The following is a 13,183-nucleotide window of genomic DNA, read 5'->3' as shown; positions in this document are numbered from 1 at the left end:
GAAGGTGTGCCGTGAATTTCATCAATAAATTATCCGCCGCATGGACGGCCAATAATTCCCTGCTGTGCGTGGGACTCGACCCCGACCTGGCGAAACTGCCGGCCGACCTGCGCGATCTGCCCGATGGAATCACCACCTTTTGCACGCGCATCATCGACGCCACGGCCGACCTGGCCTGCGCCTTCAAGCCGCAGATCGCGTACTTTGCCGCGCTGGGCGCGGAAAAACAGCTGGAAGACATCTGCCGCTACGTGCGCGAGAACTACCCGCACATCCCCCTGATCCTCGACGCGAAACGCGGCGACATCGGCGCGACAGCCACGCAATACGCGCGCGAAGCGTTCGAGCGCTACGGCGCCGACGCCGTCACCGTGAACCCCTACATGGGTGAAGATTCGCTCGATCCCTACCTGGCGTGGAAGGACCGCGGCGTGATCATCCTGTGCCGCACCTCGAACCCGGGCGGCTCGGACCTGCAATTTCTCGACACGGACGGCGTGCCCCTGTACCAGCGCGTGGCGCGCCTGGTGGCCGAGAAGTGGAACAAGAACGGCCAGTGCGCGCTCGTCGTCGGCGCCACTTTCCCTGAAGAACTGGCGCAGGTGCGTGCCATCGTCGGCGACATGCCGCTGCTGGTGCCCGGCATCGGCGCCCAGGGCGGAGACATCGCCGCGACCGTCGGCGCGGGCCAGACGGCGAACGGCATGGGCATGATGATCAGCTCCTCGCGCGCCATCATCTACGCCACGCCGCAAGCGGGCGAAGATTTCGCCGACGCGGCGCGCCGCGTGGCCATTGAAACGCGCGATGCGATCAATCAACATCGTTCGGTATAAACATCACCCATAAAAGATGTAGGTCGGGTTAGGCCAGCGGCCGTAACCCGACAACACCGGTAACGTCAACAATGTTGTCGGATTACGCGGGGCTTTGCCCCGCTAATCCGACCTACCCGGCCTGGTCCTTCAGTCGCGCATGGGCGCCACCATCTCCGCATAGTCGTACAGCTCGCCCAGTATCTCTTCTCCCCGCTCATCCACCGATTCCGACAGCACGTCGATTTCCGTAAACAGCATCTCGATGGTGCGGGCGCCGCCGTCGCCGTCGAACAGGCGGGCGGCGCGGTGCTGTTCCCAGCGCAGGCTTTCCGCTTCGCTCAGGGTTTGCGGGAAATTGCGGGCGCGGTAGCGGAACAGCAATTCCTGCAGGCGCTCATCGGCAAACGAGGGGCGGGCCGTGGCCAGCTTGGCCGGCGTGTCGCGGCGCAAGGATTCGAGCAGGCGGCGGTCGTCGTTGCTGACGAAACCGTTGTACAAATCCTCATCCACGTCCAGCGCGACGTTCGCGCCCGGGCGCTGAAACACTTCGGCCCAGATGGCATCCATGTTCGGCGCCGTGGCGGCCAGCTGGGCGTTGACCTTCGCCGCATCCACATCGATGCCCCACTGCGCGGCCATGGCCGGCGATAGGGTCTTTAAATTGCCGACCAGCATGGGTGACTTGTTCAGGTGCACGCTTTTCACGGGCAGGCGCGTCATGCCTTCCGGCATGGCGTCACTGCGCGTAAACAAACGCGTGCGGATGGTGTCGGCGTCCAGCGAGAACAGTTCGCGCGGGTCGTAGGCGCAATCCCAGACGAGAATTTCATTTTTATTGCTCGGATGCGTGGCCAGCGGCCAGACGACGCCCAGGCAGCCGCGTTCGGCGGGGAACATGCCCGACACGTGCAGGAAGGGCTGGCGCTCGGCGGCGGCCAGGTGCATGCCCATTTCGCTGGCGACCCTGTCCTTCTTGTGCAGGGCCAGGCAGAATTCGAACAGTTTCGGCTGCTTTTCGCGGATCAGGCGGGCCAGGGCGATGGTGGCGCGCACGTCGGACAGCGCATCGTGCGCCGCTTCGTGCACCAGGCCATTGGCCTTGCTCAAGTGTTCCAGTTTAAAACTGGTCTGGCCATCGTCGCGCTTCGGCCATTGCATGCCTTCCGGGCGCAGCGCGTGCGTCATGCGCACCACGTCGAGGATGTCCCAGCGGCCGCAATGGTTTTTCCATTCGCGCGCATACGGGTCGATCAGGTTGCGCCAGAACAGGAAACGCGTGACTTCATCGTCGAAACGGATGGTGTTGTAGCCTACGCCGATGGTGCCCGGTTCCGAAAAGGCCGCTTCGATGGTGGCGGCGAACTGGTGCTCGGGCACGCCCAGCTGCAAGCATTGCTGCGGCGTGATGCCCGTGATCAGGCACGCTTGTGGGTCGGGCAGGAAATCATTTGCCGGCTGGCAATACAGCATGATCGGCTCGCCGATCTCGTTGAGTTCGGCATCCGTGCGGATGGCTGCGAACTGGGCCGGGCGGTCGCGGCGCGGCTGGGCGCCAAAGGTTTCGTAGTCGTGCCAAAGGAAAGTCTGGGTAGTCATTGATGGTCGTTGCTGAATTGGTTATCTGGGCCGCTCAAAGCGTCGCGGCTACAGTTTTCTGAAAACCTGCCGATACTACACGAGAGGATGGTCATCATGGCGTTTCCCGCATGGTGGCATATATTGCCCGTTCAAGGAGGTCTATCGTGTCAATTCCCATCGCCGCAAGCGGCAATTCCACCCCTTCCGTGACTTCCGTCAGTACGGGCGTTGCCGGCAAGGACGATAAAGTCCAGAAAAAGGACGGCGCCAACACTGAAATGAGCGTGAACGAGCGCAGCAAGCTGCAGTTGAACGCGTCCATCATGCAGGCGTCGCTGAATGTCTCGATCGGTTCGGAAAACGAGCCGCTGGCGCTGCTGTACAAGACGGCCATCACGAATATCAATGAAGCGCTGAAGGGCCAGTACGGCGACGATGCGATCCAGAACGCTGCCTCGCAGGATAATAGCGCCGAAGCGACGGCGAGCCGCATCGTGTCGCTGTCGACGGGGTTTTTTGATGCGTTCAAAAAACAGAATCCCGGCATGGACGACGATGCGGCCCTGACCAAGTTCATGGACACCATCAGCGGCGGCATGGAAAAAGGCTTCAAGGAAGCGCGCGACATCCTGGGCGGCTTGAAAGTGCTGAATGGCGATATCGCCAGCAATATCGACAAGACGTACGAGCTGGTGCAGAAGGGCTATGCGGATTTCATCGCCGCACACAGCAGCAAGAAGGATGACGCGGCCAAGCCGGCCGACAGCAAGGCTGCCTGATCATTATTACTGAATGCGCCGGAAGCGCCTGAGAATTTCAGGTGCTTACGCGGTTGCGTCCGCTTGCCTTGGCGCGATATAACGCCGCGTCGGCGGCCGCGATCAGTGCCTCGTCGTCCTGTTCCGCCGCCAGGCTGGCCACGCCGAAGGAGCCCGTGATGTGCGGCAGCGCGCTGCGCATGTCGGCGAAGATGACGGCGTGCTGCATGCGTTCGCACAGGCGCTCGGCCACCCGCAGGGCCACGTGTTCGTTGGTATCGGGCAAGATCACCATCATTTCCTCGCCACCATAGCGCACGGCAAAATCCGTGGGCCGCAGGGCTGCGCCCAGCACTTGCGCGGCGATGCGCAGCGCCTGGTCGCCCGCCTGGTGGCCGTGCGTGTCGTTGAAGCGCTTGAAATGGTCGAGGTCTATCATCACCAGCGACAGCGGCGAGCCGCTGGCGTGGGCGGTGATGATCATGTTGGGCAGTAAATCGGTCAGCCAGGCACGGTTGTACAGGCCCGTCAGGCTGTCGACCATCGACAGCTGGCGGTAGAATTCGCCCAGTTTCTGGCGCCGGCGCAGCAGGGCATTGGCGGCGCGGATGCGGAAGGACAGCAAGCGCAGCAGATTGCGCGCCAGGCCGTTCGATTGTTCGATCAATTCCCAGACGACGGCCGCGTCGATCACCAGCAAATCGGTTTCTTCCAGGGCGGAAATGGCGGCCAGGTTGCTCGCTTCATCGAGCACCGATTGTTCGCCCACGCTTTCGCCGGGCAAGACCTTGCTGACGGTGCCGTCATCCATGCCCGTGTGGGTGTCGGCCGCCACGGCCAGCGAGCCGCGCAGGACGATGTACAGGCTGGTGCCCTGGCTGTCGGCAATGGCTTCGCCCGCTTCGAGGCGCATCACGGGGCAGGGCGCCAGCATGGCGGCCGTCTGGCTATCCGCAGCATCGCTAAATAGCTGTAAATCGCCGATGTTGCAGCCTGAAGCGCCGAAGTTGCCGATCTGTTCCACAATCATACTTTCAAAAAGCCGGCGCGCGCGAGCAGAGGGCCGGTAGCTTCATGATAGCGTAAAGCGGCCTTGGCCGTCACGGCAAAGGCTTGCTTGATGTCACTTACTGTGAGAAATACGACAATTATTTCATTGCGGCGTCAATACGCTGGAGCAATGCTGGTTTGACTATTGTTGTTGCCGCGCGCGAAAGGCGGGCCAGATGTGCAAAGGCAGCCTTGAACGGCTGCCTCAGTCTCTGGAAATCCTGCGGGTGGGGAATTACTCGGCGGTTTCTTCCGCTTCGGCCGTATCGATCACGGCATTCTTGCCGGTGGCGTGGCGCTTGCTGTCTTGCAGGCGGCCCAGGGCACTATCGATGGCGCGTTTCAGTTTGTCGGTGGCGCCGGCAACGGATTGATGCACGGTGGCGTTCTGTTCGGTCACGGCAATCGGTTGATAGCCAGCAACGCGTGCTTCCATGACGCAGCGGATATCGTCGGCACCGCCTTTCGGGCCATTCGTGTCGCTGATGTGGACTTCGATGCGGGTCAGGTTGTCGCGGAAGCGGTTCAGTGCGCTTTCAAGTACGGATTGCACATGTTCGTTCAGTCCAGCGGTGTTGGCGATGGTGCTGTCGGTATGAATATTGATTTGCATATGCTTACTCCTGTCAATTCAAAAAAAACCCATCTCAGGCGTGCTGCGGCCTGGTTGCTGCCTCATGCACATGACCTCTGTGCATGGAACTTATCTTACTCCTCTTTCCAGTATTTCAAGAGGGGTCGCACGATTAAGATGAGCTTAACCCTTCAGTCAGGTCAAGTTTCCGCTACGAAATTATTTTTCAGCCATTGATGAGCCCGGCGGCGATATTGATCGACAGCCCCAGCACGACCAGGTTGAAGAAAAAGCTCAGCACGGATTGCCCCAGCACGATCTGCCGCATCAGCCGCGTCTGCACGCAGACATCCGACGTTTGCACGGCCACGGCGATGGTGAAGGCGAAATACAGAAAATCCCAGTAATCGGGGTTTTGCTCATCGTCGGGAAACTTCAGGGGGCGCAGCGCGGGGTCGGCCTGGTAATACAGGTGGGCATAATGAAAGCAGAACAGGGTGCCGACGAGAAACCAGGAACCGACCAGGGTGAGGATCGTCAAGCCGTAATGCAGCGCGCGCTCGTCCGGCGCCATGTCTTTCATCGAGGACAGCTGCGAGACGATGGCCACCAGGCTCATCACGGAGGCGACGGACAGGGCCGACAGGACCGTGGCGGCCCGCTCATCCTGGCGCGCCGCCATGGCTTTGACCTTGTGATGGTTGGCGCGCATCATCATCCAGGCCATCGTCGCCAGGTAGAACCAGACGGCGACGTTCCACGCCGTCAGCAAACGCGTCATCTGTTGCCAGGACGAGGGCAGCAGCAGGCCGGCCGCCACGCCGATGGCCGTGGCCATGCTCAGGTGGGGGCGGCTGCGGATGAAGCTGTGCAAGGGAAACGTGATTTTCATGGTGCCGTGTCGTCAGTAGCAATAGCGCATCTTATAGCTTATGCGCTTGCCGCGGTGGCCGTCCTGGCGGCCGTTTCCTTTTCGTGGTGGGGGAAGCGGTCCATGCGCGACAGCACGGGGAATAGCACGGCCCACACGCCCGTCACGGCCAGGGTGGCGGCGCCGCCGAAGAGCACGGCGCGCACCAGGCCGAACCAGCCGGCCGTCAGGCCCGATTCGAATTCGCCCAGTTCGTTCGATGCGCCGATGAAGACGGCATTCACGGCGCTGACCCGGCCGCGGATCTCGTCGGGCGTCTCGAACTGCACCAGCAGGTGACGGATGTAGACGCTGACCATGTCGCCGGCGCCCATCAGGAACAGCGCCGCCAGCGCCAGCGGGAAATAGCTGGTGCTGCCCAGTACCAGGGTGCCCAGGCCAAAGACGGCCACGCCGCCGAACATCCACGCGCCCACGCGGCGCGTGATGGGGAAGATGGCCAGCACGATCGAGCACAGGGCGGCACCGGCGCCCGGCGCCGTGCGCAGCAAGCCCAGGCCGCTTGGGCCGATATGCAGCACGTCATGCGCGAGCGCCGGCAACAGGGCCGTGGCGCCGCCGAACAGCACGGCAAACAGGTCGAGCGAAATGGCGCCCAGCACGATGGGTTTCGACCAGACGAAGCGCAAGCCTTCGAGCAGGGTATGCCAGCTGACTGGGGCGCGCTGCACCACTTGCGGCGCCGGTGTGGTGGCGCGCATCAGCAGCACTGACAGCACCAGCAGCGCGGACGAAATCAAATACACCACCTTGGGGCCGAAGTAATACAGCAGGCCGCCCAGGGTAGGGCCCAGGATGATGGCCACGTGCGAGCTCGACGAGCTGAGCGCGACGGCGCGGCTGAAGTGTTGCGTGGGCACCATGTTCACCAGCACGGCTTGCGTGGCCGGCATCATGAAGGCGCGCGCGCTGCCGAACAGCACCAGCACGGCAAACACGGGCCAGACGATGGAAATACTGCTTAACGTAAACGCCAGCAAGGCCAGCGCGCAAGCGAGCTGCGCCGCCAGGCACCAGGCGATGATGTTGCGGCGGTTGTAGCGGTCGGCCACGTGGCCGGCCGGCAAGATCAGCACGAGGAAGGGCGCGAACTGCGCCAGGCCGATCAGGCCCAAGTCGAACAGGCTGCCCGTGATCTGGTACACCTGCCAGCCGATGGCCACGCTTTGCATCTGCACGGCCACGGTGCCCAGCACGCGGGCGGAAAGATAACAGGCGAAGTTGCGGTGACGCAGGATACTGAAGCCGTTGCCGGCGGACGCGAGGGACATGAGATTTCCAGGGAACAGCGGGGAGGGGGCGGCAGCGGGCGCCGCGCCAGCCGCGCCCCGCTGTCTGGAAGGTGACGCTTACTTGGCCAGGTCGGCTTCGGTGGTGAAGGCGTCCGCGTAGAACTCGTCGGCTGGAAGTTGACACAATTGCACGAAATCGCGGTTGGCCGACTCGACGACGATCGGTGCGCCGCAGGCATACACCTGATACGCGGACATGTCGGGCAGGTCGGCCATGACGGCCTGGTGCACGAAGCCCGTGCGGCCGCTCCAGGCGTCTTCCGGCAGCGCTTCCGAGACGACGGGCACATAGGTGAACTGCGGCAAGTCGGCGGCCCACTGGCGGCACAGCGCATCCATGTACAGGTCGTGCGGACGGCGTGCGCCCCAGTACAGGGTGATCGGGCGCGGCGATTGCTCGTTGATCATGTGCTCGACGATGGCTTTCAAGGGGGCAAAGCCCGTGCCCGAGGCCAGCAGCACGACGGGCTTGTCGGAATCTTCGCGCAGGAAGAAGGTGCCCATCGGGCCTTCGAAGCGCAGGATGTCGCGCTCTTTCATGCTGCCGAACACCTGATCGGTGAACAGCCCGCCCGGCATGTGGCGGATGTGCAGGCTCACGGGGCCGCCGTCGACGGGCGCGCTGGCCATGCTGTAGCTGCGGCGTTTGTTGTCGCGCAGCATGATTTCGATATACTGTCCGGCGCGGTAGTGCAGGCGCTCGCTGGCCGGCAGCTGCAGGGTCAGCACGACGACGTCGGGCGCGACTTTTTCGATGGTGGTCACGCGCGACGGCATTTTCTTGATCGGATAGTCGCTGCTGCCCGCCACTTCGCGCGCCTGCACCACCAGGTCGCCCTGTGGCACGGCGCAGCACAGCAGCGAGTAGCCGGCGGCCGCTTCCTCTTCCGTCAGGGAGCGGGCCTGGTATGGCTTATGCTGTACATTGCCGGACACGATCTTGCCCTTGCAGGAGCTGCAGGCGCCACTCTTGCAGCTGTATGGCAAGCCCACGCCGGCGCGGATCGCCGCCGACAGGACGGTTTCGTCCGCTTCACAGCTGAATTGGTGGCCGCTGGGCTGAACAGTAATTTGAAAAGTCATACAATCCTTGAGATGAAAAATATGTTAATGCACTCTTTGCGCAAGCCGGTGGGCTTGCCGCGCCTGCTGATCCTCGGCTGCGGCGACGTCGGCCTGCGGCTGCTGCCGCAGCTAGCGGCGCGTTTTCGCGTCTTTGCCGTCACCAGCCAGCCGGCGCGTTGCGCGCAGCTGCGGGCAGCCGGCGCCGTGCCCATCGTGGCCAACCTCGACGACCGCGCCAGCCTGAAACGGCTGGCGGGACTGGCGCCGACGATCGTGCACCTGGCGCCGCCCCTGTCGTCGGGCTTGCTGGACCGGCGCACGCGCAATCTGGTCGCCATTTTACCCGAGCATGCGCGCCTGGTGTATGTGAGTACCAGCGGCGTATATGGCGATTGCGGCGGCGCCTGGGTCGATGAAACGCGGCAGGTTGCGCCGGCGAATGCGCGGGCGAAGCGGCGCGTGGATGCGGAACAGGTTTTACGGGGCTGGGGCGCGCGCCGCGGCGCCAGCGTGGCCATCCTGCGCGTGCCCGGCATCTATGCGGATGATCGCCTGCCCCTGAAGCGCCTGCGCGAAGGCACGCCGGCCCTGGCCGCTGGCGACGATGTGTACACCAACCATATCCATGCCGATGATCTGGCGCGCATCATCGAACGGGCCTTGTGGCGCGGCAAACCGGGACGCGTGTATCACGCCAGCGATGACAGCGAACTCAAGATGGCGGAATATTTCGATGCTGTGGCCGATACGTTTGGCTTGCCGCGCCCGCCGCGCCTGCCGCGTGCCGAGCTGCGGCAAGTGGTCACGCCGATGCTGTTGTCGTTCATGTCCGAATCGCGCCGCCTGCACAATACGCGCCTCAAACGCGAGCTGGGCGTGCGCCTGCGCTACGCGCGCGTGGCCGATGCCTTGCAGTCGCTGTCTGCCGATACGGCCGGCATCGGGTAAAATGGCCGGTTATCTGCGCACTTTGCCGGACCGGTGCGCAGCGCGCCGTTGCGGCGGCGCGCCATTCACTTAAGGACTACAGCATGACCACCCTCACTTACGAAGAATACCTGGACGAGGTCACCACCGTCCTGACGGAACTGTATGACCTCGACGACGACGCCGCCATCAAGCTGGTCGTGGCGGCGCAGGATGCCGAATTTTTTGTTCCGCACGATGCGCATGAGGAAATGCGTACCGCCGAGCAAGCCAAGAAAGATGCGGTCACCCTGTTCGAGCGCAAGCAGAATCGCCAGCAAACGCAGGAAAAACAGCAACAGCGCGTGCGCCAGCAAAAGAAATAAGAGCCAGCTATTGGCCGCCAGGCCGCTGGAGCATGGCGCAGTGCGGGCTTCGGCGCAACACCGGGGCCTTGCCATTTGATGCAACGCAAACGCATCATGGCGCGCTGGCGATATGGTGAGCAATGTCGTCACGCGTCCTGGCTAGTTGTGGCGGGCTCGGCATCTACAATTAGCGCGACGCAGTTTCCGTCAGCAGGAGCGATCCATGCGAGCTACGAGTCACCCCAGCAAGGAACAGGTGCGCGCCTATATGCGGCGTCGCGAACGTGCGCTGCAGCCGCCACCGCCGCCCGATGAAATTCGCCGGCAGCTGGCCTGGTGCTGCCTGGACGCCTTCCCCGGCACTTGCCTTCCGGCCACCCCGGCCGGCCTGGCCGCGCAAGGCTGGCATTTATCCGCCGACATGGCCCGCCTGGGCACCCTCATGGCCATAGCCTGGCTGATGCACGGCGGTGTTGCTCATCGTAAAAATTGATGACGTGCAGCAAATTTTTCCGATTTGAGTTATCCTCTAGCACATTCCAAGTGCGTCAATTCTCTTCAATTATCACAATTTTGCTTTAAGTTACGCAAAAATCAACAATAGCGTGTATTATATTGTTTGTGGCCTAAAAGCCGCATAAGTGATGGCGCTTTTTAGTGTGTTTACCCTGAATTATTGCAGAAGAGACATTCGGTTTCTTTTTGCCTTAATACAACAAGTACGGATTTTCGATCATGTCTCTCAAACAAATTACCTCTTTGCCTACCTACAACCCGAATCGCGTCCTCGATGCGATCATCGACAAGCTGCAACTGAAAAACGATGCCGCCCTGTCGCGAGCGCTGGAAGTGGCGCCACCGGTCATCAGCAAGATTCGTCACAACACCTTGCCGATCGGCGCCACGATCCTCATCCGGATGCATGAAATCAGCGATTTCAGCATTCGTGAACTGCGCGAGTTGATGGCTGCCTAAGAGCGCCTGACAGACGGCAAACTGAGAGGTGCCGTCTGGGTAAGTCAGGCTTGCCGCGTGCGGCAGCCACATCTGTTTTTGCTATTGCGGGTCGCGGTTCAGCACCGGACGATCGACATAGAAACGCCCCATTTCCAGGCCGCTCGAAGACGACTTGAGCAGCGCTGCTGCCAAGGTGGCGGGCGCGCTGGAAAATGCCGTGCTGGCAGAGCCCGTCGCGCGCCCTGAATACGCCGTCGCCTGCACCGCCGCGCTGGAAAACGCCGTTTGCACGGCCCGGCCCGAGTAGGACGTCGCCTGTACCGCACGCCCTGAATACGCGGCCTGCACGGCCCGTCCTGAATACGCCGCCTGTACGGCGCGCCCTGAATACGCCGTTTCTGCGCGGATATAATCTTCCCCGAACGTTTGCTCATACAGCTGTTTCATGCGCTCGCCCACGCGCTGGTGCGCCGCTTCGTCGTCTTCGCCGCGCAGGCCGATGTACGGAAAGTGATGCAGGAAGTAGCCGAACACCTGTTCGCAGTCCGCCGCATATTTCAGAGTGTCGAGGATGTGGTAGTGCCAGAAGGTATCGACATCCATCAGCGGCGCCGTTTCTTCTTGCGGAAACTGTTTCATCAGGATCAGGAAACGCCGGTATTCGAATTCCACCGCATTGGCCTTCTCCAGGCTCCATCCTTCGCCTGACTCCCGGTGCATCAGCTTGACTTTGATCGCGTCCAAATTCAAATCGGCAATTGCCTTGAAACTGTCGTTCGTATCCATGAATGTCCTTGTGGTAAAGAGCGTTGTGGGAAATACAGTGCAACAAGGGAGAGCGGCGGGTGTGTACTCCTGGTAAATAGTCGAGGAATGCCTGGCCCATGGCGGGCTGGCGCTGAGTTGTTCTACATCAATACTGCATCTAATTACAAAATACGCAAGCGCAGCGTGTTTCATGCGGGATGTGGCTGTCAGGCGCTGGCCCGGCCATCTTCCTGGTAGGGAAACGCCGTGGCGTCCGCGCCCAGCGGCACGCTGACATGCACGCGCATGCCTGCGCCGGGGCTGCTTTCGATGTAGAAAGTGCCACCCAGTAACTTGATGCGCTCCTCGATGCCCACCAGGCCAAATGAGCCCAGCTTGTTGCGTCCGTCGATGGCCGCGCCCACGCCGTTGTCGCTGACGCTCATCGATACGGTGTCGCGGCACTTTTCCAGCTTGACTTGCACGCGGCTGGCATGCGCATGCTGGGAAATATTGCTGAGTGACTCTTGCAGGATGCGGAACAGGGCCGTGGCGCACTGGTCGCTCAAATAGATATCGTCATGGCTCTCGCTGATTTCGCAGGCGATGCCCGTGCGCTGGCGAAATTGCGCCACCTGCCATTCGACGGCCGCATTCACGCCCAGGTCCAGCACGGTGGGACGCAAGTCGTTGATGATCTGCCGCACGCTTTTAATCGTGGCGTCGATCTGTTCCAGGGTCGAGCGGGCGCGGGCGTTCAGGCGCGGGTGGCGGCGCTGCGTGCGCGAGGCGAGCATGTCGGCGTCGATGCGCAAGACCAGCAGGTTCTGTCCCAGGTCGTCGTGGATTTCGCGCGCGATGCGCTTGCGCTCCTCTTCCTTGATCCGGTCGGCGTGGGCTGCCAGGCGGCGCAGTTTCTGGTGCGACAGCTGCAGGCGGATCTGGCTGGCGCGCAATTCCTCCGTCATGCCCGTCGCCATCTGGATGGCGCGCCGGCGCGACGACGCCAGGGCGTGGAACAGCAGGTACAGCAGCATGGTGCTGGCAAAACCGATCAGCAGGGCCAGCCACGGCAGGAAGGCGTCGAAGCGCGTGTACAGGTCGCTCTTGCGCACGCTGAACAGCGCTTGCCAGACGCGGCCATTGTGTTCGATCAGCATCGTGCTGCTCAGGTAGCGGCCCGAGTTGCCGGGCAGCCACCATGGCGCATGCATGCCCGCCGTCGTGCTGTCGAAGATGGGGCGCATGTCGTGCGGCAAGTCCAGCGGCTCGCGCGCCTGCGGGCCGATATCGAACAGGGTCAGGCGGACATTGCGTACCGGCATGTCGGCCAGCGCGCTGCGCATCATCGTCACCAGGTCGTAGCCGATGCCGACGGAACCCTGGTAGGCCGCGCGCCTTTGTTCCACCGTGCCGGTCGGCATGCCGAAGCGGTACACGGGCAGGCGCATGGCCATGCCCGTCAGCTGCGGCCGGCCATCCATCGGCACGGGTACGCCGGAATTGCTGAGCTGCCCGGTATCGCGCGACTGTTCCAGCGCTTCGGCGATCAGGGGCCGCGAAGCGATGTCATAGCCATACTTTTCCGGGGTGCTGGCGATCGGCGCGATGTACACCAGTACGGAATAACGGGCGCGCGGGGCGGGCGGATGGATGGCAAACGCCGGATAGTCGTCGCGCCCGGGCGGATAGTCGCGCTGCATGGCCGTTTCGAAGGCGGCGCGCTGCGACTCGTCGAGTTCCCGGCTGTAATTGAGATTCATCACGCCCGGGTAGTTCTGTTGCAAGGCGAGGTTCGCCACGTAGCGGTGGAATTGCTCGCGGCTCACGTGTTCGTTGGCGTGGAACAGGCTGGCCGTGCCGCGCAGCAAGTTGGTATACGACTTGAGGCGCGATGCGATGTTTTTCTGGGTATTGCGCGACAGATTGTTGAACAGCTCGCTGGCATCGTTTTCGATCGACAGCGAGGCGGCCATGTAGAACAGCAGGCCCACCATCAGCGACATCACGACGCCGAGCAGCCAGAGCGGTTTTTTTTCAGCAGATAAGTGTTTGCCGGCAGTAGTAGACATCGCCATCCGCATCAGGAAGAGGAATCGGGTGCCGCCTGTGTGCTGGAGGCTGTACCAAGTTGCACAA

At 62.3% G+C, this 13,183-nt stretch carries 14 protein-coding genes; 6 read left to right on the top strand and 8 right to left on the bottom strand.

Going from position 1 to position 13,183, the window contains the following annotated elements:
* Positions 1-11 precede the first annotated feature (11 nt).
* Positions 12-836, top strand: coding sequence for an orotidine-5'-phosphate decarboxylase (gene pyrF, locus ACP7DW_RS08165; RefSeq protein WP_426054598.1), 825 nt, complete (start codon positions 12-14; stop codon positions 834-836).
* Positions 837-965: 129 nt separating this feature from the next.
* Here the strand turns inward: pyrF and sbcB are convergent, their stop codons facing one another.
* Entirely contained in the window at positions 966-2,414 is a 1,449-nt protein-coding gene (sbcB, locus tag ACP7DW_RS08160) for an exodeoxyribonuclease I (RefSeq protein WP_426054599.1), read from the bottom strand.
* Positions 2,415-2,560: 146 nt separating this feature from the next.
* Here sbcB and ACP7DW_RS08155 point away from each other — a divergent pair, with 146 nt between their 5' ends.
* Positions 2,561-3,175 carry a DUF5610 domain-containing protein gene (locus tag ACP7DW_RS08155; RefSeq protein WP_426054600.1) on the top strand — a complete coding sequence of 205 codons (615 nt, stop codon included), beginning with the start codon at positions 2,561-2,563 and terminating at the stop codon, positions 3,173-3,175.
* Between the two features lie 37 nt (positions 3,176-3,212).
* Here ACP7DW_RS08155 and ACP7DW_RS08150 read toward each other — a convergent pair whose 3' ends face one another.
* The 5 genes from ACP7DW_RS08150 to ACP7DW_RS08130 form a co-directional block, all read right to left on the bottom strand.
* Positions 3,213-4,178: a GGDEF domain-containing protein gene (locus tag ACP7DW_RS08150; protein WP_141171986.1), complete on the bottom strand. Its 966-nt coding sequence runs from the start codon at positions 4,176-4,178 to the stop codon at positions 3,213-3,215.
* A gap of 261 nt (positions 4,179-4,439) precedes the next feature.
* Positions 4,440-4,817 (bottom strand): HPF/RaiA family ribosome-associated protein, encoded by a 378-nt coding sequence (locus tag ACP7DW_RS08145; protein ID WP_034781728.1) that lies wholly within the window; start codon positions 4,815-4,817, stop codon positions 4,440-4,442.
* Between the two features lie 187 nt (positions 4,818-5,004).
* Positions 5,005-5,670: a DUF1345 domain-containing protein gene (locus tag ACP7DW_RS08140; RefSeq protein WP_426054601.1), complete on the bottom strand. Its 666-nt coding sequence runs from the start codon at positions 5,668-5,670 to the stop codon at positions 5,005-5,007.
* Positions 5,671-5,708: 38 nt separating this feature from the next.
* Positions 5,709-6,980 (bottom strand): MFS transporter, encoded by a 1,272-nt coding sequence (locus tag ACP7DW_RS08135; RefSeq protein WP_426054602.1) that lies wholly within the window; start codon positions 6,978-6,980, stop codon positions 5,709-5,711.
* Positions 6,981-7,058: 78 nt separating this feature from the next.
* Positions 7,059-8,084, bottom strand: a complete 1,026-nt coding sequence (locus ACP7DW_RS08130) for a CDP-6-deoxy-delta-3,4-glucoseen reductase (protein ID WP_426054603.1) — start codon at positions 8,082-8,084, stop codon at positions 7,059-7,061.
* Positions 8,085-8,096: 12 nt separating this feature from the next.
* Here ACP7DW_RS08130 and ACP7DW_RS08125 point away from each other — a divergent pair, with 12 nt between their 5' ends.
* The 4 genes from ACP7DW_RS08125 to ACP7DW_RS08110 all read left to right on the top strand — a co-directional run bounded on the left by ACP7DW_RS08125 (position 8,097) and on the right by ACP7DW_RS08110 (position 10,315).
* Positions 8,097-9,014, top strand: coding sequence for an SDR family oxidoreductase (locus ACP7DW_RS08125; RefSeq protein WP_426054604.1), 918 nt, complete (start codon positions 8,097-8,099; stop codon positions 9,012-9,014).
* 83 nt (positions 9,015-9,097) lie between these two features.
* Positions 9,098-9,358, top strand: coding sequence for a hypothetical protein (locus ACP7DW_RS08120; RefSeq protein WP_096234162.1), 261 nt, complete (start codon positions 9,098-9,100; stop codon positions 9,356-9,358).
* 205 nt (positions 9,359-9,563) lie between these two features.
* Entirely contained in the window at positions 9,564-9,833 is a 270-nt protein-coding gene (locus ACP7DW_RS08115) for a hypothetical protein (protein ID WP_426054605.1), read from the top strand.
* Between the two features lie 242 nt (positions 9,834-10,075).
* The gene (locus ACP7DW_RS08110) at positions 10,076-10,315 is read left to right on the top strand and encodes a hypothetical protein (RefSeq protein WP_029496207.1); all 240 of its coding nucleotides are present in this window, start codon (positions 10,076-10,078) and stop codon (positions 10,313-10,315) included.
* A gap of 81 nt (positions 10,316-10,396) precedes the next feature.
* Here the strand turns inward: ACP7DW_RS08110 and ACP7DW_RS08105 are convergent, their stop codons facing one another.
* The gene (locus tag ACP7DW_RS08105) at positions 10,397-11,083 is read right to left on the bottom strand and encodes a glycine-rich domain-containing protein (protein ID WP_426054606.1); all 687 of its coding nucleotides are present in this window, start codon (positions 11,081-11,083) and stop codon (positions 10,397-10,399) included.
* 188 nt (positions 11,084-11,271) lie between these two features.
* Positions 11,272-13,116 (bottom strand): CHASE domain-containing protein, encoded by a 1,845-nt coding sequence (locus ACP7DW_RS08100; protein WP_426054607.1) that lies wholly within the window; start codon positions 13,114-13,116, stop codon positions 11,272-11,274.
* Positions 13,117-13,183: the final 67 nt, after the last annotated feature.

Origin of the sequence: Janthinobacterium sp. PSRC1-1, assembly GCF_049897525.1 — a bacterium.
Lineage (GTDB): Bacteria > Pseudomonadota > Gammaproteobacteria > Burkholderiales > Burkholderiaceae_D > Janthinobacterium > Janthinobacterium tructae.
This window is presented reverse-complemented; position numbering and strand designations above follow the sequence as displayed.